This is a genomic window from Ulvibacter sp. 2210JD10-4 (genome assembly GCF_058148525.1).
This window is the reverse complement of the sequence record NZ_JBYVJZ010000003.1, coordinates 288,565-307,424: the sequence shown is the minus strand read 5'-3', so window position 1 is coordinate 307,424 and position 18,860 is coordinate 288,565. Positions and strand designations below refer to the sequence as shown.

The window sequence follows — 18,860 nt, the reverse complement described above, 5'->3', positions numbered from 1 at the left end:
TAAAGTAATTTAAGATATCTAAAAACACCGTCTGAGTAAATCAGACGGTGTTTTTTATTCCCAAAGGTTTACTCAGACTATTAAAAACAAAAATGAGTAAACTAAAAATTGCAGTTCAAAAAAACGGAAGACTAAACGAAGATTCGTTAAAGCTCTTAAAAGATTGTGGCATTGCCATAAACAACGGGAAAGACCAGCTAAAAGTAGTAGTAGACAATTTTCCAATGGAGATTTTATATCTCCGCAATTCAGACATTCCTCAATACTTAGAAGATGGTACAGCTGATATTGCGATAGTTGGCGAAAATCTATTGGTAGAAAAGCAAAAGAAAGTTGAAGTTGTCGAGAAACTAGGATTATCCAAATGCCGAGTTTCATTAGCCATTCCAAAAGAGGTGGAAGATAATTCCATAACTTACTTAAACGGAAAAAAGATAGCAACTTCATACCCTGTTACATTACAATCGTACTTAAATAAAAACAACATTTCCGCAGAAATACACACCATTTCTGGTTCGGTAGAAATTGCACCAAACATTGGTTTAGCGGATGCTATTTGTGATATTGTGAGCTCCGGAAGTACCCTATTCAAAAACGGACTAAGAGAAACACAAGTCGTCTTAAAATCAGAAGCCGTATTGGTTAAATCCCTACAGCTTACACCAGAGAAAGAAGCAATCCTAGAAAAGTTAGTATTCAGAATTAAAGCCGTTTTAAGAGCCAAGAACAGCAAATACATCTTAATGAATGTCCCCAATGAAAACATTGATTCTGTAAGCCAAATTTTACCTGTATTAAAAAGTCCTACACTTTTACCATTGGCAGAAAAAGGCTGGAGTTCCTTACACTCAGTAATTGACGAAACACAGTTTTGGGAAGTAATAGATGAGCTAAAAGCTACAGGAGCAGAAGATATTTTAATTGTACCAATTGATAAAATGGTGATCTAATGAAAATTTACAATAACCCAAATAAAGAACAATGGTCAGAACTTACTCAGCGCCCCGTTATTAATGAAGAGGAACTTACCCAAGCAGTAAGATCAATTGTTAATGATGTAAAACAAAACGGAGACAAATCATTAACCAAATATGCAAGTATGTTTGATGGAATAGAGCTGAACAGCCTTACTGTTACAAAAGAAGAAATTAATAACGCAATTAAGCAAGTTTCTCAAGAGTTGAAAGATGCTATTCAATTGGCTTACAACAACATTACCGTTTTTCACAAAGCTCAACAAATCCAAGAGGAAGTAGTAGAGACTACTCCCGGTGTAAAGTGCTGGAGAAAATCAGTAGCCATTGAAAAAGTGGGATTGTACATCCCAGGTGGAAGTGCTCCTTTATTTTCTACCATCTTAATGTTAGGTATTCCAGCTCAAATAGTGAACTGTAAGGAGTTGGTTCTTTGTACACCTCCAAACAAAAATGAAGAAATTAATGCTGCTATTTTGTATACAGCCAATCTGGTGGGCATTAGTAAAATTTACAAAGCAGGTGGCGCACAAGCTATTGCTGCTATGGCTTATGGCACAGAGACCATACCGCAGGTTTACAAAATTTTTGGCCCTGGTAATCAATACGTAACCAAAGCCAAAGAATTGGTGCAACAAGCTGGAGTAGCTATCGATATACCAGCCGGTCCAAGTGAAGTTTTAGTAATCGCTGATGACACTTGCAAACCAGCTTTTGTAGCAGCTGATTTACTATCTCAAGCTGAGCACGGAACTGATAGTCAGGTCATCTTATTGAGCAACAATGAGAAAATCGTTGAACAATGCTTAGTTGAAGTCGAAAAACAAATAGAGCTGTTGCCAAGAAAAGAGATAGCACTAAAGGCCTTAGCTAATAGTAAAGCCATTGTTTTAAACAACATTGCCGAGTGTGCTGAATTTAGTAATAGTTATGCGCCAGAGCACTTAATAATTGCTTCGGAAAATGCAAATCAGTTTGCGAATAGAATTACCAATGCTGGTTCAGTTTTTTTAGGCAATTACAGTTGTGAATCTGCCGGAGATTACGCAAGTGGAACCAACCATACCCTGCCAACTAACGGCTTTGCAAAAAACTACAGTGGTGTTTCTTTAGACAGTTTTGTTAAGAAAATCACTTATCAAGAACTGACCAAAGAAGGCATTAACAATATTGGCAAAGCCATAGAAGTAATGGCCGAAGCTGAAGAATTAATAGCACACAAAAACGCTGTTAGTATTAGATTAAAAGAAATCAACAATGATTAATATAGAAAACATAGTTCGTTCCAACATTTTAGAAATGAAGCCCTACTCCAATGCTAGAGATGAATTTAAGGGTCAGGAAGGTATTTTCTTAGATGCCAATGAAAATCCTTATGGAGAGCTAAACCGTTATCCAGATCCTTACCAAAAGGAGCTTAAAAAAAAGTTGACAACTTTAAAAGGTGTAAATACCAACAACATTTTTATTGGCAATGGAAGTGATGAAGTAATTGATTTGGCCTTTAGAATATTCTGTAACCCAGGATTTGATAAAGCACTTACTTTCTCCCCTACTTACGGAATGTATGATGTTTCTGCTGCCATTAACAATGTGGAGTTGTTAAAAGTCACTTTAAATCAAAACTTCCAAATTGATTTGGAGAAGGTAAAGCCTTTCTTAAATGATAACAGTATTAAGTTGATTTTTATCTGTTCACCCAACAATCCTACAGGCAATTTAATGAACAAAAGGGATATTGAGTTTATCCTCAACAACTTTAATGGAATTGTGATTATTGATGAGGCCTATATTGATTTTGCTGAAGAACAATCGTTAATCGGTTCAATTAATCAATATAACAATTTAATGGTTAGTCAGACATTCAGCAAAGCTTGGGGATTAGCTGCCGCAAGAGTGGGAACAGTTTACGCAAACCAAGAAGTAATATCACTTTACAACAAAGTAAAACCACCTTACAATGTGAGTAAAATGAATCAACAAGCAGCTATTGATGTACTTGATAACTATAAAACTTATAAAGATATGTTAGCCATTATTTTAGATGAAAAAGAACGATTAAAAACCGAGCTCCAAGAAATAGACTTAGTTAAAAAAATTTATCCTTCTGACGCAAACTTCTTACTGCTGGAAGTAGATAATGCTGATAATGTGTACAGCACCTTAGTAGCTCAGCAAATCATTACCAGAAACAGAAGTAAGCAAGTACAAAACTGTATTAGAATTTCAGTGGGAACACCTGAGGATAACAATGAATTATTAAAAGCTTTAAAGAATATACAATGAAGAAAGTATTATTTATAGACAGAGACGGGACATTGGTCCAGGAACCACCTGTTAATTATCAGTTAGATAGTCTAGAAAAACTAGAGTTTTACCCTGGTGTATTTCAAGGGTTACCTAAAATAGCAGCTGAGCTAGATTATGAACTCGTAATGGTTACCAATCAAGATGGTTTAGGAACAGACTCTTTTCCTGAAGATACTTTTTGGCCTGCTCAAAATAAAATTATTCAGGCCTTTAAAAATGAAGGAGTTGAGTTCAAAGAAATCTTAATTGACAAAAGTTTTCCAGAAGATAATGCTCCTACTCGCAAACCAAGAACAGGTTTGCTCAACCAATATATTTATGGTGAATATGATTTAACAAACTCTTATGTAATTGGCGATAGAGCCACAGATATTGAATTGGCTACCAACTTAAAAGCACAAGGAATTTTTATTGGAGAAGGAAACGAAGATGCTGTATTGAGTACAATAAGCTGGACAGACATCTATAACTACTTAAAAGCAATTCCCAGAAAAGCCACTATTACCAGAAAAACCAAAGAAACTGATATTAAAATTACTGTTAACCTAGATGGGAACGGACAATCTAGATTAGATACAGGAATAGGTTTCTTTGACCATATGTTGGAACAAGTTGCCAAGCACGGAAATTTAGATTTAGAAATTGCTGCAAAAGGTGATTTGAAAATCGATGAACACCACACCATTGAGGATGTTGCTATTACTTTGGGAGATGCATTCTTAAAAGCATTGGGAAGTAAGAAAGGAATTGAGCGTTATGGTTTCTTATTACCAATGGACGATTGTCTAGCTCAAGTAGCTATTGATTTTGGAGGCAGATCCTGGTTGGTTTGGGAAGCTGATTTCAAACGTGAAATGATTGGAGAAATGCCTACAGAAATGTTCATGCACTTCTTCAAATCGTTTAGCGACTCAGCTAAATGTAACCTCAACATCAAAGGAGAGGGTGACAATGAACACCACAAAATTGAAGCTATTTTTAAAGCTTTTGCAAAAGCTTTAAAAATAGCAGTAAGTAAAACTGGCAACTATAGTATTCCAAGTACAAAAGGTGCAATATGATTGCAATAATAAAATACAATGCAGGAAACATCCTATCAGTTCAAAATGCTTTGAACAGATTGGGTTATGAGAGTGTAATTACTAATGATGTAGTAACCATTTATACTGCAGACAAAGTGATTTTTCCTGGTGTTGGTGAAGCAAGTTCTGCCATGGAATACTTAAAAGAAAGAAAATTGAACGAAATAATTGGTTCCATAACTCAACCCTTCTTAGGTATTTGTTTAGGACTACAGCTCATGTGTAAAAGCACAGAAGAAGGAAAAACAAAATGCTTAGGCATTTTTGATACGGAAGTAAAATTGTTCCCACCTGAAGAAAAAGTACCACACATGGGATGGAACAATTTTGAAAACTTTAGTGGGGAACTGTTTAAAGCTGTAAATATTAATGATGATGTTTACTATGTCCATAGTTATTATGCTGAGCAATGTAAAGACACAGTAGCTACTTGTAATTACATCAAACCATTTAGTGCAGCATTACAAAAAGATAATTTTTACGCTACTCAATTTCACCCAGAAAAATCGGCTGGAGTTGGAGAACAAATTTTGAAGAATTTTCTAGAACTATGAGAATAATACTGGCAATAGATATTATAGAAGGTAAATGTGTAAGGCTCTCTAAAGGTGATTATTATACCAAAAAGGTGTATAGCGAAAACCCTTTAGATGTTGCTAAAACACTTGAAGACAATGGAATAGAGTATTTACACTTGGTGGACTTGGACGGTGCGAAATCGCAACACATTGTAAATTACAAAGTTCTTGAAAGTATTTGTACTAGAACCAACTTGAAAGTTGATTTTGGAGGTGGTCTAAAATCTGATAAAGATTTAAGAATTGCTTTTGAAAGTGGTGCTAACCAAATAACTGGAGGTAGTATTGCTGTAAAAAAGCCAAATACTTTTAAAAAGTGGTTAGCCAAATATGGCAACGATAAAATAATATTAGGTGCCGATTGCAGCAATCGAAAAATTGTCACTTCAGGCTGGTTAGAAACATCTGAATTAGATGTAGTTGATTTTATTAAACAATACGAACAAGAAGGAGTAAGCTATATTATCTGTACCGATATTGCTAAAGATGGAATGTTACAAGGAACATCTAACGAATTGTATAATGAAATAATAACTGAAACCAACATAAAGCTAATAGCAAGTGGTGGAGTTTCTAATATCAATGATTTAATTCAATTGAAAGAAATGGGCTGTGAAGGAGCTATTATAGGCAAAGCATTTTACGAAAGAAAAATTACATTAACTCAATTACAAGAGCTATGTTAAAAAAGAGAATAATACCTTGTTTAGACATCAAAGATGAGCGAACAGTAAAAGGAATCAACTTTATAGATATCAAAGATGCAGGAGATCCCATCGAGCTAGCTAAACAATATGTTGAGCAAGGAGCGGATGAACTAGTATTTTTAGACATTACTGCAACTATTGAAAATCGTAAAACATTAATTGATTTGGTAAAGCGAATTGCTAAAGAAATTAATATTCCGTTTACCGTAGGTGGTGGAATTAGCTCAGTTAAGGACGTAAGCAATTTAATTAAAGCCGGAGCTGACAAAGTGAGTATAAATTCTTCAGCTTCTAAACGACCAAAATTGGTGAAAGAGATCGCTAAAGAGTTTGGCAGCCAATGCCTTATAATTGCTATTGATACTAAGTTTGAAGATAATAAATGGAAGGTTTTTGTAAATGGTGGAAGAACTCCTACTTCACTAAACACTGTTGAATGGGCAAAGCAAGTAGAAGATTTAGGAGCTGGTGAAATCCTCTTAACTTCTATGAATAATGATGGAACAAAGAGTGGATTTGCATTGGGTATAACTAATGAAGTCTCGGAAACGGTTAACATTCCAGTAATTGCTTCGGGTGGAGCAGGAAGCAAACAGCACTTTAAAGATGTATTTGAGAAAACTGGAGCTACAGGAGGTTTGGCAGCAAGCATTTTTCATTATGCTGAAATATCAATACCAGAATTAAAAAACTATCTAAGAATAGAAAAAATTGCAATGCGATGAACGTAGATTTTACAAAAGAAAACGGATTAGTACCAGTAGTTATTCAAAACAACAATACATTACAAGTACTTATGCTAGCGTATATGAATGAAGAAGCTTTTACCAAAACAAAAGCTGAAAACAGAGTTACTCTTTTTAGTAGAAGTAAAAACCGCCTTTGGACCAAAGGAGAAGAATCAGGTAACTTTTTAGAAGTTGTTGATATTCAAATCGACTGTGATAACGATACCATTTTGATCAAAGCTAACCCTTTAGGACCAACTTGTCATACAGGCAGTACTTCTTGTTTTAAAGAAGAAACAGTTAAAGGATTTATTTATGATTTACAAGCTACCATCAATCAAAGAATTGATAATAATGATGAGAATTCATACACCAATAAGCTTTTCAAAAGAGGTATTAATAAAGTAGCTCAAAAAGTAGGTGAAGAAGCAGTGGAGTTAGTCATTGAAGCAAAAGACAATAATGGAGATCTCTTCAAAAACGAGGCAGCAGATTTATTGTACCACTACCTGATATTGCTTAAAGCAAAAGGCTTTACATTTGAAGAGATAGAAGCCGTTTTAGAAAAAAGACGAAAAGGCACAGAAGGTTAAGCGAATAATACATGTTCACTGTATCAAAATAAGCCATATCATATCCTAATTTGTGCGACCCAACTAAATAAAAAACCCTCAGAGCATATAAACTCTAAGGGTTTCGCAGTTGGCCCACTAGGGCTCGAACCTAGACTCTTCTGGACCAAAACCAGACGTGTTGCCAGTTACACCATGGGCCAATACCATAATGCGGGTGCAAATTTAACACAAACTTTGTCTTGTACAAACATTTTTCTTCAAAAAAACCTTTTTTCAGTAGCACTCAACAAAATATGATCGCTTAAAAATACGTTAGTCATATTTCAGCCTTGGGGCTATCTATATTATTAGTAAATTCGTCCCAACTAAAATTATAAGCATATATGGGTTCCTTTAACTTCAACAAATGGAATAATATTTTAGGATGGTTTGTCTTTGCTGTGGCATTACTTACCTATTGGCTTACAGTAGAGCCTACTGCTAGTTTTTGGGATGCAGGTGAATATATTACAACAGCTAGCAATCTGGAAGTAGGACACCCCCCCGGAGCACCGTTATACCAATTGCTAGGAGCCTTCTTCTCGATTTTTGCAATGGAAGCTTCCAATATTGCGATGACCATTAATTTAATGTCTGTTTTTGCAAGTGCTTTTACCATACTATTTATGTTCTGGTCACTCACTATTTTGTTAAGGATTGTAGTATCAAAGCACCAAGAATTATCAAAAAATAATGCCGTTGCAATCTTAGGAAGTGCTGCTGTTGGTGCTCTTGCTTTTGCTTTTACCGATAGTTTTTGGTTTAATGCAGTAGAAGCTGAGGTCTATGCCGCCGCAGCCTTTATTATGTCCGTATTATTCTATTCAGCCTTGCGTTGGGAACGGGAAATGAACACCCCTCGTGGTGACCGTTGGGTAATATTAATAGCTTTTTTAATTGGATTATCTTTTGGAGTTCACTTTATGGGATTATTGACAATTCCTGCAATTGGCTTCCTGTATTATTTTAAGAATACTAAAAAAATTACTGCTAAAAATTTCATCATTGCAAATGTGGTGGTCGTGGCGATTTTACTTTTCATCTTTAAGCTATTATTGCCAATGACAATGAAGTTCTTTAGTGCTTCAGAGTTATTCTTCATTAACAGCATAGGCCTTCCTTTTAACTCCGGAACCTTTATAGCAGGCCTAATTTTTGTTGCTTTGTTTTATTTTGGATTACGTTATACCCGAAAAAAAGGCTATACTCAATTTAATACACTATTACTCTGTGTACTATTCATTTTTATAGGATTCTCCAGTTGGTTAATGCTTCCTATTCGTGCCAATGCAGGAACGGTTATTAATGAAAATAACCCGAACAATGCCCGTGAGCTTTTAGCCTATTATAATCGTGAGCAATATCCGGAAACACATTTGTTTTATGGCCCCCTATTTACTGAAACCTATGCCGGGTTAGACCCAAATAATCCATATAAGGATGACAAGCCTAAATACGAAAAAGATAAAAAAGCTGGAAAATATGTCATTGTAAACCAATACAAAAATGCAAGTCAGAATACAGATGATGCACATAAAGCTATCCTACCCCGAATGTGGAGTTTAGAACACAATGCAAACTATTTAGAATTTACCAATGGCTTAAATTTCAATATTAAAAGGGAATACCGGGGAGAACAGCGACTTATTGATGAAGTAAATGCCTTTAGAGAGGCAAATGCCAAAGGCTTGGTAGATAGTGAAGACTATAATTCATTCCTACAAGATTTTAGTCCCTTTCTAAATATTGAAAAACCTTCTTTCTGGCAAAACATAAATTTTATGTTCGAATATCAATTTGGATATATGTATTGGCGGTATTTTATGTGGAATTTCTCAGGAAGACAGGACGACGTGCAAGGACAATACACAGACCTACATGGCAACTGGATAAGCGGAATCAAATTTGTTGATGAATTACGTCTGGGGTCTCAAGATAATTTGCCAAGTGATATGGAATACAACAAAGCGCGAAATACCTACTATTTCCTCCCTCTTATTCTTGGAATTCTTGGTCTTGTATTTCATGCTAAAAACGATATGAAAAGTTTTTGGGTATTGCTGGTGTTTTTCCTTTTTACTGGCTTGGCCTTAAAAGTATATCTTAACGAAAGGCCTTTTGAGCCACGGGAAAGGGATTACGCATTGGTAGGTTCTTTTTATGTTTTTGCCATGTGGATTGGCTTTGGTGTCTATGCATTATATGAAGTTTTAAAAGATGTAATAAAACCCAAATTGGCAATCCCCATTGTTTTGGTCGTAACTACTTTGGCAGCACCTGTTCTTTTGGCAACTCAAAACTGGGATGATCATGATAGGTCTGATCGTTACACGGCGCAATCTATGGGTAAAATGTATTTAGACTCCTGTGATGAAAATGCAATACTCTTTACTATTGGCGACAACGATACCTTTGCACTATGGTATATCCAAAATATTGAAGGCTACCGGCAAGATGTCCGGATCGTGAATACCAGCCTCTTTCAAACAGATTGGTATATCGATGATATGAAAAAGAAGGCGTTCACCAGTGACCCTATCCCTTCGCAACTTACCCATGATAAGTATCGGTTCGGGACGAGAGATTTTCTTTTCTTTCAGGAAACCAAACAAGATACTATCGACATAAAGACCTGGATGAATTGGGTAGGAAATGATAGCCAGGCGACCAAAGTTGAACTACAAAGTGGACATATGGCCAACACGTTCCCTTCCAAAATTATTCGTATCCCTGTTGATAAGGAAGCGGTGTTACGAAACGGGATTGTTGCTCAAAAAGATGCAGATAAAATAGTGCCCTATATAGATATTGTCCTAAAAGGTGATGTTATTTATAAAAACCGAATGATGATGCTTGACGTTGTCGCTAATAATGATTGGGAACGCCCTATTTATTTTAGCGGTGGTGCATTTGGTGACGATGATTATTTATGGATGAAAGACTACCTTCAATTAGAAGGGGTGGTTTACAAATTGGTCCCTATTAGAACTGAAGTAGACAGAAGAAACCCATTTGATATGGGACGTATTGACAGTGATAAAATGTATGATATTGTTATGAGCTGGGATTGGGGGAACAGTGGAAACCCGGACATTTACCACGATACCGAGACGCGCCGAAATGGTATTACGTACCGAAGCAATCTTGCAAGGCTTGCCGAAACACTTATTAATGAAGGGAAAAAAGAAAAAGCCGAAAAGATCTTGGATCTGGCAATGGAAAAAATGCCTGTCGATGAATTTGAATATTATTCTCTTTTAGAACCTTATGTTTTAGGATATTATGAAGTTGACAAGCCGGAGAAAGCTAGAGAGGTATACGAAAAAGTCTCTAAAAAATATCAGGAGTTTTTGCTCTATTTCAGTGGAATGAAGATTAAAAGGCAATATTCTCTCGCCGATGAAATAATTAGCAATATGGAACGCTACCGCAGCTTGGTAGATATCTTAATTGTAATGGATACTGAAGAATACGCACGTAAAGAAGCTGCGAAATTTAATAGTAATTTAAAAATGTTCCGCCATTTCTATGATGAAAGTGAAGGTGTAGATGTCGATAAAAAAAGCCCGGCTGAAGACTCTTTACAAACCATATTAGATTCGGCACTACTAGAAGCAATTGAAGCTGAAAATTAATATGTAATGAAACCTTATTTGGTAAAAACACCCAAATTTGTACAATGGATTTTCCGTAGACGAATCTGGGCTTTTCCCAATTCCACTGACATCATTTATCTCACTTTTGACGATGGCCCTATCCCACAAGTTACCCCATGGGTCTTGAGTGTATTAGAGAAATACAACGCTAAAGCTACTTTTTTTTGTATTGGTGATAATTGTAAGAAACATACAAACATTTTGGAACAAATTATAGAAGAAGGACATTCGGTTGGGAATCATACTTTCAATCATTTAAATGGATGGAAAACAAACGTTTCACTCTATGTCAAAAATATTTTAAAAACTGAAGAGGTAATAGGGTCAATAGAAAGTCGTTCGCTCCTTTTTCGCCCTCCTTACGGAAAACTTACAACAAAACAATCCAAATCATTGCAAAAAAAGGGATACAAAATAATAATGTGGGATGTCCTCAGTGCCGATTTTGATATTTCTATTTCTGAAGAAAAGTGTTTGAAAAATGTATTAAATAACATACGGCCCGGAAGTATTGTGGTTTTTCACGACAGTTTAAAAGCCGAAAAAAAGCTGAGATTTACATTACCAAAAGTGCTGGAATATGTTTCAAATAAAGGATGGAAATGTGAAGCTATAGTATAACACTATACAAACTCTTTTACCAATCCAATTAAAGTATTGGCATCTTGCTCCCCACTTTGGCGCCATTTCATTTCACCATTCTTATAGATCATTAATGTTGGCAAGCCCTTTACCCTAAGTGCTTCAGCGAGTTCTTTGTTTTTTTCAACATCAATTTTAATCACCCTCGCTTTATCTCCCAAAGCAGCGGCAACATCCCGAAGTACTGGATGCATGCCTTCACATGCTTCATCCCATTCAGCATAAAAATCCAGCAAAACAGGAACTCGGGTTTCTATTAATTCTCCAAATTTTGACATCTATCTAAAGTGTTACTTGAACAATTGTACTACAAATATAGCATTTCCCATAAATTAAGCGATATTGCGACGTTTTTTAAGTTGGATTACTGTAATCTCAGGCCAAATTCCAACACGCCCCGGATAGCCTATAAAGCCAAATCCCCTATTTACATTAATATAGCGCCCAAACTCCTCATAAATCCCAGCCCAATTTTCATATCTGTATTTTACAGGGCTCCATTTAAACCAGCCGGGAATTTCAATGCCAAATTGCATACCATGTGTATGCCCGCTTAAAGTAAGATGAAAATTTCTATCATCTTCTTTTACTTGCGCTTGCCAATGTGATGGATCGTGGCTCATTAATATTTTAAAATCTTCTTTTGCAATATTATTACAAGCTTTATCAAGGTCTCCTGCCTTTTTAAAACCCCCTGCACCCCAGTTTTCAACACCTATCAACGCAATACGTTCTCCATTCCTTTCCAGGTATCGGCTTTCGTTTAGTAATAAGTCCCAACCCATTTCATGTTGCAAAGTTTTTAAATCTGAAAAGTTTTTAGCTTTTTCAGCTTCAGACCCCCATTGTACATAATCGCCATAATCGTGGTTCCCCAACACCGAAAAAACACCGTCCTTAGCATTTAATGTTGAAAACTCTTCTTTCCAATTATTCATTTCTTCTGCTAAATTATTTACCAGATCGCCTGTAAATAATATAACATCACTCTTTTGCTCATTTACTAAATTTACTGCATATTTTACTTTCTTAGCATTGTCAAAACTACCACTATGAATATCACTTAGTTGTGTTATAGTATATCCGTCAAAAGCTTCGGGAAGGTCATCAAACTCCAACGTATATTTCAATACTTTGTAATTATACTTTCCTTTATACATTCCATAAAGCAGTGAAGTAAAAGGAATTGCAGCAATAGTTAAGGCAAGAGTGCTTATAAATTTTCTCCGGGAAGGAAGGTAAAATCCTTCGTCACTCCCTGCGATTTTAGAAAAAGTTCCAACAGAAACTCTTACAATATCTTCTCCAAACATAAAAACGATAAGTAGTAGTTTTGGAATAAAAACCGCTAAAAAGAGACCAAACACATACATCCGCTCCGGTGACATGGTCCGTGTAGAATTACCATAAGTAATCTGATAAATAAATGCCAGAAGAATTCCTACCGAAGCAATGGCATAGATCCATTGTATCCAAGGGTTTTTAGTAATTGTTTTTAATGCCTGAAACGCATACAGGTCAATTAAAATATAAACGACAATAAAAATAATCCAACGCATAGTTCTTACTTGGTTTTAAAGATACTACCTTTCAAAAAGCTGAAAACAGGCATTCACTTTTTTTTAACGATTTTCGTATCTTTTCAGCTTTGAAAAGAGTTGCAAACAAAATGTCCATCCGTAACTCAGGTTTCCCCATTATTTATTAGTCGTTCAAATAATCAACCATTTATGAAACGTAGAAAATTTATTCAGAATGCATCACTCACCGGTTTGGGGGTAGTTGCAGGTGCTGCAACTTTAGGATGTAAAGAAACTTCTTCCGAAAAACCTTCAGAAGAAAACAATATGGCAACAATAGTTGCTAAAGAAGCATTTCCAATAGTTATTGCAACTTGGAACGTCCCTAATGCTACTGCAAAAGCCTGGGAAGTGATCCAAAACGGTAAATCTGCTCTTGATGCTGTTGAAAAAGGGTGCATGATAGAAGAAGCGAATGCCAAAGGGCAATCTGTAGGGCTTGGAGGTTTGCCGGATAGAGATGGTAATGTTACTCTTGATGCCTGTATTATGAATAAAGAAGGGAATTACGGAGCGGTAGTATGTATGCAAAATATTGTTCACCCTATTTCGGTAGCGCGTAAGGTCATGGAAGAAACCCCTCATGTAATTCTAGCAGGAAAAGGAGCAGAGGAATTTGCAATTTTGGAAGGTTTTAAAAGAGAAAACTTACTAACTGAAACTTCCAAAAAAAAGTGGGAAGAATGGAAAAAAACATCCAAATACAAACCTATTATCAATATAGAGAACCACGACACTATAGGAATGCTTGCTATTGATAAAAATGGAGATATCTCTGGAGGATGCACTACCAGTGGTCTGGCTTATAAAATGGCAGGGCGTGTAGGGGATTCTCCCATTATTGGCTCGGGTTTATTTATAGATAATGAGGTAGGAGGCGCAACTGCTACCGGTATGGGCGAAGAAGTTCTAAAAACTGTTGGGAGTTTTTTAATTGTTGAACTTATGAGGCAAGGAAAAACGCCCCAGGAAGCATGTGAAGAAGCTATAACACGTATCATTAAAAAAAGTCCAAATATTGAAGATTTTCAGGTAGGATATATTGCCATGAACAAACAGGGAGAAACAGGTGCATATTGTATTCATGAAGGGTTTTCAATAACTAAATATCAAAACAATACTAATGAGAATACCCCTGTGGATTACTATAATAAAGTGTAGTAAGTTGTCTTTGTTTTTAAATATAAAAAACTGACAGAAAGAGTTTTACAAACCTCTTGCCGACTGAAAAGAAGTCTTATAGTTTTCTTAAAAAATGGCAGCAACAAATAATTTTTGTAGTTTTGTACTACATAAGTAGGTTGATAACCTGGGTTATCGATCAAATTTGGGGCGAAGAGCCATCACTTTTGTGATGGCTCTTCTATTTTTATATCATACAGAAATTGATCTGTTGATTTAATTATTTTGCAAATACCACTTCGCCACTTGCCTCTTGTTCCTTGAACTTTGTTACGAGGTCCAATGCATCTGGAATTACATCACTGCATAGGACGATAAGTGATCCCTTTTTTGCATTATTTACAGCATAGGTAATTGCCTCTTTTTCGGAAGGAATAATAGTGGTCTTTTTACTTGGATCCTTCATTTTAATTCCATCATCCAGCATTTTAATCAATTCTTCTTCTGTTTTACCACGTAAGCGTTTATCCTGACGAATAATAATCTCATCGAACATCTCAGCAGCTATACGACCCATTTCATTATTGTCCTCTTTACGCCTATCACCTATACCTGCTATAATCCCAACTTTGACAGTACATTCCAATGAATCTGTAAACTCCTGAAGTGCTCTCATTCCGGCAGGATTGTGTGCGTAATCCAATAAGATCTTAAAATTCTCAAATTCAAATAAATTCAGCCTTCCTGGTGTTTGCGATGCTGAAGGAATAAAGGTTTCTAAAGCTGCTTTCATGTCTTCGATACTTATTCCTCTTATGTTAGCAGCCAGCACAGCAGCCAGTACGTTCTGAATCATAAATGTTGCTTTTCCTCCATACGTCAACGGAATATTTTCTGCTTTCATAATACGCATCTTCCAAGCACCCCGGCATAAAGTAACATAACCATTCTCGTAGATGGCAGTAATTCCTCCTTTACGCTGTAATGCTTGTACCCTTGGATTATTCTCATCCATGGAGAACAATGCTAAATTACAGTCAATTCCTCTTCGCATGTCATAGACCAGATCATCATCAGCATTCAAAATAGCATAGCCATCCGGTAAAACGGTTTCCGGCACAACCCCTTTTACTTTCGCTAATTGCTCAACGGTATGAATTCCCTTTAAACCTAAGTGATCTGCAGCTACATTGGTTACCACCGCAATATCACAATTGCCAAAACCTAGCCCGGCACGTAGCATTCCGCCACGGGCACATTCCAGTACGGCAAAATTCACTGTCGGGTCTTTTAGGACAAATTCTGCACTAGCGGGGCCGGTGCAATCACCTTTCATCAATAGCCTGTTTTGAATATATACACCATCGCTAGTAGTATAACCAACTCTATACCCCTTCATTTTAGCTATATGAGCGATCAATCGGCTGGTAGTAGTTTTTCCATTAGTTCCAGTCACTGCAATAATAGGAATCCTACCTGTATCTCCTTGCTGCGGAAATAATTTATCCACCACCGGGGCAGCTACATTACGTGGCAATCCTGTTGTTGGCGCCAAATGCATTCTAAATCCGGGGCCTGCATTTACTTCCAGAATAGCACCTCCTGTTTCTGAAAGTGGCTTGCTAATGTCATTTGTCATAATATCAATTCCACAAATGTCAAGGTCAATTATTTTTGAAATACGTTCTGCCATAGAAACATTTGCAGGATGTACAATATCGGTTAGATCTTCGGCAGTACCTCCAGTACTTAAATTAGCTGTGTCTTTTAAAATTAATCGCTCACCTTCTGGCAATACAGAATCTACGGTATATCCTGCATCTTTGATAATGGTTTTGGTAAGATCGTTTATAGTAATCATAGTTAAAACATTTTCATGTCCATAACCACGACGAGGGTCTTCATTCACTTTATCTACTAATTGTGTGATAGTAGATTTCCCATCTCCAACAACATGAGCCGGTGTGCGTTTTGCCGCAGCGACCAAAACATTATTGATTACTAATAACCTATGATCTTCTCCCGTTATATACTTTTCAACAATGACTCTTCGGGAGACTTCTTTTGCTGCATGAAATGCTTCCAGTGCTTCTTCGTATGTATTAATATCTACCGTGATTCCTCTACCATGATTCCCATCAATAGGTTTAATAACCAACGGATAGCCAACATAGCGACACGCTTCCTCAAGACTTCGTTCTTTACTAATAATATCCCCTCTGGGCACTTCAACCTCAGCTTGCTCCAGTAAGTATTTTGTATCTTCTTTATCACAAGCCAACTCTACTCCAATACTACTGGTTTCACTTGTCACAGTCGCCTGGATTCTTTTTTGGTTAGCACCATATCCTAACTGACACAACGAATATTTATTCAAACGAATCCATGGAATACCACGACTGGCCGCTTCTTCAACAATAGAACCTGTACTGGGGCCTAAGCGCTCTGCTTCACGTAGTTCTCTCATTTCCTGAATATCCGGCTCCAGATCATATGCTTCTCCCGAAATTAATGCTTCACAAATTCTTACTGAAGCTTTAGCGGCGTAACGGCCTACATTTTCTTCAATATAAGAGAATACAACATTATAAACGCCTTCTTCACCATAGCCGCGAGTTCTTCCAAAGCCTGTGTCCATCCCGGCAAGTGTCTGTATCTCTAATGCAATATGTTCAATAATATGCCCCATCCATGTACCTTCTTCCACACGTTGAAAAAATCCGCCGGGTTCTCCAACTGAACATCGATGCGAATACATTGTAGGAAACATAGCCTCCAATCGTTCTCTAAAACCGTCAATTTTATCAGAAGGACGGGCTTCCATTTCTTCCAGATCCAAAACCATTACAATTAGTTTGTGGCGACGAACAGACCAGTAATTTGGACCCCGCATGGCATTTATTTCTCGTATCTTCATATTGATTAGCTTTAAATTAAGAATTGTGAAAGATTATAAATATATAATTTTTTTTCAGAACAAAACTCCTATTTTTGCCATCAATAAATTACACCTTATGGAAGTAAAAGGAATATTAATTCCAATTGGAGGGAATGAAGACAAAGGGGCTGAAACCACAGAAAGTTATCACCTTGAGTTCATTGAAGAAGGAATCTTATCACGTGTAGTAAAAGAAAGTGGTGGTACAGATGCTTTGATTATTATCATTCCTACTGCTTCGAGTATCCCTGATGAAGTTGGTGAAAACTACTTAGAAGCCTTTGAGAAATTAGGATGTACCAATCTTCATGTAATGGATATTCGTGAACGTATACAGTCTGAGGACCCAAGAAACATAGAACTTATTAAAAAAGCCGACTGTATTATGTTTTCCGGAGGGAATCAGTCTAACATTACCAAAAAGATAGGCGGAACAACCATACATGATATCTTACTGGAGCGATATAAAAACGAGCCTCTTGTAATTGCAGGGACCAGTGCCGGTGCTATGTGTATGTCAGAAGAAATGATTACCGGAGGAAGTAGTACCGAAGCTTTTATTAAAGGAGCGGTTGGAATGGATAAAGGGATGGGCTTCATTTCTGACCTAGTTATAGACTCTCATTTTATCCGCCGTGGACGTTTTGGGCGTTTGGCTGAAGCTGTTGCCAGATTTCCAAAGCTAATAGGTATCGGACTTGCTGAAGACACCGGATTAGTCATTAAAAATTGTAATGTAGTAGAAGTGATAGGGTCCGGAATGGTCATTATTTTTAACCCCCGAAAATTAAAACACAATAATCAATCTTTGGTAGAAGAAGGAACCCCTATGTCTTTAACAAATTTAAAAACTCATATTCTTGCAAACGGAGATCGTTTTGACATTAAGAAGAAAAAAGTAAAAGTGTCCCCTTTAGGACTTACTGTTACAGATGCTCAATCTTTATAGATCGCAATTTCCTTTTCTCCTTCAGAATTTTTACACCCTCGATACATTCCTTCGGTATTGAACGGCATTGCTATATTGCCTTTGGCGTCCACAGCAATTAGCCCCCCGTCTCCACCAATCCTAAGAATGCGATTGTTAATCACTTCGGAAGCAGCTTCTTGCAATGAATATCCTTTATATTCCATCAAGCAGGAAACATCATAAGCTACTACACCCCGAATAAAAAATTCTCCACTGCCCGTACAACTTACTGCACAAGTCTTGTTATTGGCATAATTTCCGGCACCTATCATAGGGCTATCTCCTACACGTCCCCATTTTTTATTGGTCATACCTCCCGTAGATGTCGCCGCAGCTACATTTCCATTAACATCACACGCAACAGCACCCACCGTTCCAAACTTACCATCTTTTTTAACACTATGATCCAGTTGGAATTTATCACTGCCTTTAATTCCCTGCCATTGTTGATAACGGACTTCATCATAAAAATAATCAGCATCTTCAACAGTATAGTCATTACTTTTAGCAAATTGCATAGCTCCTTCTCCTGCCAGAAATACGTGTTCACTTTTTTCCATAACATCTCTTGCTAATGACACCGGATTTTTAATTCCGGAGATCAATGATACTGCACCGGCTTGTAGAGTTGCTCCTTCCATAATGGCAGCATCCATTTCGTGAGTTCCTTCAGCAGTAAAAACAGATCCTTTACCTGCATTGAACAGCGGGCTATCTTCCAATAGTTTTACGGAAATTTCGACAGCATCTAATGCGCTCCCACCGCCTTCTAAAATTTTATATCCTGCTTCTAAAGCATTATTCAAAGCTGCTTTATACTGTGACTCCAGATTAGTGGTCATAAGCCCTTTTATTAGGGTTCCGGCACCACCATGGATTGCAATTGAAAATCTATTCATTTCATTTTATTTACTTCGGAAAATTACAAATTGCATTTCAATTAATTTCGCTTCGCGCCA

General features: G+C 36.7%; 16 protein-coding genes and 1 tRNA gene. 12 read left to right on the top strand and 5 right to left on the bottom strand.

What is annotated here, in order from left to right; all coding sequences use genetic code 11:
• Positions 1-92 precede the first annotated feature (92 nt).
• From hisG to hisIE, 8 genes are read left to right on the top strand one after another with little or no spacing between them, the layout of a single operon-like run.
• On the top strand, positions 93-950 hold the full coding sequence (hisG, locus tag ACY2RT_RS09385) for an ATP phosphoribosyltransferase (protein ID WP_490155653.1): 858 nt from the start codon (positions 93-95) through the stop codon (positions 948-950).
• Positions 950-2,239, top strand: coding sequence for a histidinol dehydrogenase (gene hisD / locus ACY2RT_RS09380; RefSeq protein ID WP_490155652.1), 1,290 nt, complete (start codon positions 950-952; stop codon positions 2,237-2,239). Before hisG ends, hisD begins: the two co-directional genes overlap by 1 nt.
• Positions 2,232-3,260: a histidinol-phosphate transaminase gene (gene hisC / locus ACY2RT_RS09375; RefSeq protein WP_490155651.1), complete on the top strand. Its 1,029-nt coding sequence runs from the start codon at positions 2,232-2,234 to the stop codon at positions 3,258-3,260. Before hisD ends, hisC begins: the two co-directional genes overlap by 8 nt.
• A complete protein-coding gene (gene hisB, locus ACY2RT_RS09370; RefSeq protein WP_490155650.1) occupies positions 3,257-4,345 on the top strand; it encodes a bifunctional histidinol-phosphatase/imidazoleglycerol-phosphate dehydratase HisB in 1,089 nt (362 codons plus the stop codon). Before hisC ends, hisB begins: the two co-directional genes overlap by 4 nt.
• Entirely contained in the window at positions 4,342-4,920 is a 579-nt protein-coding gene (gene hisH, locus ACY2RT_RS09365; RefSeq protein ID WP_490155649.1) for an imidazole glycerol phosphate synthase subunit HisH, read from the top strand. The genes hisB and hisH overlap by 4 nt, the downstream gene beginning before the upstream one ends.
• Positions 4,917-5,630, top strand: coding sequence for a 1-(5-phosphoribosyl)-5-[(5-phosphoribosylamino)methylideneamino]imidazole-4-carboxamide isomerase (gene hisA, locus ACY2RT_RS09360; RefSeq protein ID WP_490155648.1), 714 nt, complete (start codon positions 4,917-4,919; stop codon positions 5,628-5,630). The genes hisH and hisA overlap by 4 nt, the downstream gene beginning before the upstream one ends.
• Complete coding sequence (gene hisF, locus ACY2RT_RS09355; protein ID WP_490155647.1) at positions 5,624-6,376, top strand: imidazole glycerol phosphate synthase subunit HisF; 753 nt, start codon at positions 5,624-5,626, stop codon at positions 6,374-6,376. Before hisA ends, hisF begins: the two co-directional genes overlap by 7 nt.
• Positions 6,373-6,972, top strand: coding sequence for a bifunctional phosphoribosyl-AMP cyclohydrolase/phosphoribosyl-ATP diphosphatase HisIE (hisIE, locus tag ACY2RT_RS09350; RefSeq protein ID WP_490155646.1), 600 nt, complete (start codon positions 6,373-6,375; stop codon positions 6,970-6,972). The genes hisF and hisIE overlap by 4 nt, the downstream gene beginning before the upstream one ends.
• A 109-nt stretch (positions 6,973-7,081) precedes the next feature.
• Here the strand turns inward: hisIE and ACY2RT_RS09345 are convergent.
• Positions 7,082-7,154: transfer RNA gene (locus tag ACY2RT_RS09345), tRNA-Gln, on the bottom strand.
• A 183-nt stretch (positions 7,155-7,337) separates the two neighbouring features.
• On the opposite strand from ACY2RT_RS09345, the gene ACY2RT_RS09340 reads away from it, so the two are divergent.
• Both ACY2RT_RS09340 and ACY2RT_RS09335 read left to right on the top strand, forming a co-directional pair.
• Complete coding sequence (locus ACY2RT_RS09340) at positions 7,338-10,628, top strand: protein O-mannosyl-transferase family (RefSeq protein ID WP_490155645.1); 3,291 nt, start codon at positions 7,338-7,340, stop codon at positions 10,626-10,628.
• 6 nt (positions 10,629-10,634) lie between these two features.
• The gene (locus ACY2RT_RS09335) at positions 10,635-11,270 is read left to right on the top strand and encodes a polysaccharide deacetylase family protein (protein ID WP_490155644.1); all 636 of its coding nucleotides are present in this window, start codon (positions 10,635-10,637) and stop codon (positions 11,268-11,270) included.
• A gap of 2 nt (positions 11,271-11,272) precedes the next feature.
• On the opposite strand, the gene ACY2RT_RS09330 is transcribed toward ACY2RT_RS09335, so the two are convergent.
• Together ACY2RT_RS09330 and ACY2RT_RS09325 are read right to left on the bottom strand one after the other, a co-directional pair.
• Positions 11,273-11,569, bottom strand: coding sequence for a thioredoxin family protein (locus ACY2RT_RS09330; protein ID WP_490155643.1), 297 nt, complete (start codon positions 11,567-11,569; stop codon positions 11,273-11,275).
• A gap of 54 nt (positions 11,570-11,623) precedes the next feature.
• A complete protein-coding gene (locus tag ACY2RT_RS09325) occupies positions 11,624-12,850 on the bottom strand; it encodes a metallophosphoesterase (protein WP_490155642.1) in 1,227 nt (408 codons plus the stop codon).
• A gap of 171 nt (positions 12,851-13,021) precedes the next feature.
• Between ACY2RT_RS09325 and ACY2RT_RS09320 the strand changes: the two genes are divergently transcribed.
• Entirely contained in the window at positions 13,022-14,032 is a 1,011-nt protein-coding gene (locus ACY2RT_RS09320; RefSeq protein ID WP_490155641.1) for a glycosylasparaginase, read from the top strand.
• Between the two features lie 241 nt (positions 14,033-14,273).
• Here the strand turns inward: ACY2RT_RS09320 and cphA are convergent, their stop codons facing one another.
• Positions 14,274-16,910, bottom strand: a complete 2,637-nt coding sequence (cphA, locus tag ACY2RT_RS09315; RefSeq protein WP_490155640.1) for a cyanophycin synthetase — start codon at positions 16,908-16,910, stop codon at positions 14,274-14,276.
• Positions 16,911-17,007: 97 nt separating this feature from the next.
• Here cphA and ACY2RT_RS09310 point away from each other — a divergent pair, with 97 nt between their 5' ends.
• Positions 17,008-17,880 carry a cyanophycinase gene (locus tag ACY2RT_RS09310; RefSeq protein WP_490155776.1) on the top strand — a complete coding sequence of 291 codons (873 nt, stop codon included), beginning with the start codon at positions 17,008-17,010 and terminating at the stop codon, positions 17,878-17,880.
• Here the strand turns inward: ACY2RT_RS09310 and ACY2RT_RS09305 are convergent.
• On the bottom strand, positions 17,868-18,800 hold the full coding sequence (locus ACY2RT_RS09305; protein ID WP_490155639.1) for an isoaspartyl peptidase/L-asparaginase family protein: 933 nt from the start codon (positions 18,798-18,800) through the stop codon (positions 17,868-17,870). The genes ACY2RT_RS09310 and ACY2RT_RS09305 overlap by 13 nt on opposite strands.
• Positions 18,801-18,860: the final 60 nt, after the last annotated feature.

What these genes read in the sequence shown, in the direction of transcription:
- cphA (WP_490155640.1), bottom strand. Translation starts at nt 16,910, where the DNA reads ATGAAGATACGAGAAATAAATGCCATGCGGGGTCCAAATTACTGGTCT.
- ACY2RT_RS09335 (WP_490155644.1), top strand. Translation starts at nt 10,635, where the DNA reads ATGAAACCTTATTTGGTAAAAACACCCAAATTTGTACAATGGATTTTC.
- hisH (WP_490155649.1), top strand. Translation starts at nt 4,342, where the DNA reads ATGATTGCAATAATAAAATACAATGCAGGAAACATCCTATCAGTTCAA.
- hisF (WP_490155647.1), top strand. Translation starts at nt 5,624, where the DNA reads ATGTTAAAAAAGAGAATAATACCTTGTTTAGACATCAAAGATGAGCGA.
- hisIE (WP_490155646.1), top strand. Translation starts at nt 6,373, where the DNA reads ATGAACGTAGATTTTACAAAAGAAAACGGATTAGTACCAGTAGTTATT.
- ACY2RT_RS09305 (WP_490155639.1), bottom strand. Translation starts at nt 18,800, where the DNA reads ATGAATAGATTTTCAATTGCAATCCATGGTGGTGCCGGAACCCTAATA.
- ACY2RT_RS09320 (WP_490155641.1), top strand. Translation starts at nt 13,022, where the DNA reads ATGAAACGTAGAAAATTTATTCAGAATGCATCACTCACCGGTTTGGGG.
- hisG (WP_490155653.1), top strand. Translation starts at nt 93, where the DNA reads ATGAGTAAACTAAAAATTGCAGTTCAAAAAAACGGAAGACTAAACGAA.
- hisD (WP_490155652.1), top strand. Translation starts at nt 950, where the DNA reads ATGAAAATTTACAATAACCCAAATAAAGAACAATGGTCAGAACTTACT.
- hisA (WP_490155648.1), top strand. Translation starts at nt 4,917, where the DNA reads ATGAGAATAATACTGGCAATAGATATTATAGAAGGTAAATGTGTAAGG.
- hisC (WP_490155651.1), top strand. Translation starts at nt 2,232, where the DNA reads ATGATTAATATAGAAAACATAGTTCGTTCCAACATTTTAGAAATGAAG.
- ACY2RT_RS09340 (WP_490155645.1), top strand. Translation starts at nt 7,338, where the DNA reads ATGGGTTCCTTTAACTTCAACAAATGGAATAATATTTTAGGATGGTTT.
- ACY2RT_RS09325 (WP_490155642.1), bottom strand. Translation starts at nt 12,850, where the DNA reads ATGCGTTGGATTATTTTTATTGTCGTTTATATTTTAATTGACCTGTAT.
- hisB (WP_490155650.1), top strand. Translation starts at nt 3,257, where the DNA reads ATGAAGAAAGTATTATTTATAGACAGAGACGGGACATTGGTCCAGGAA.
- ACY2RT_RS09330 (WP_490155643.1), bottom strand. Translation starts at nt 11,569, where the DNA reads ATGTCAAAATTTGGAGAATTAATAGAAACCCGAGTTCCTGTTTTGCTG.
- ACY2RT_RS09310 (WP_490155776.1), top strand. Translation starts at nt 17,008, where the DNA reads ATGGAAGTAAAAGGAATATTAATTCCAATTGGAGGGAATGAAGACAAA.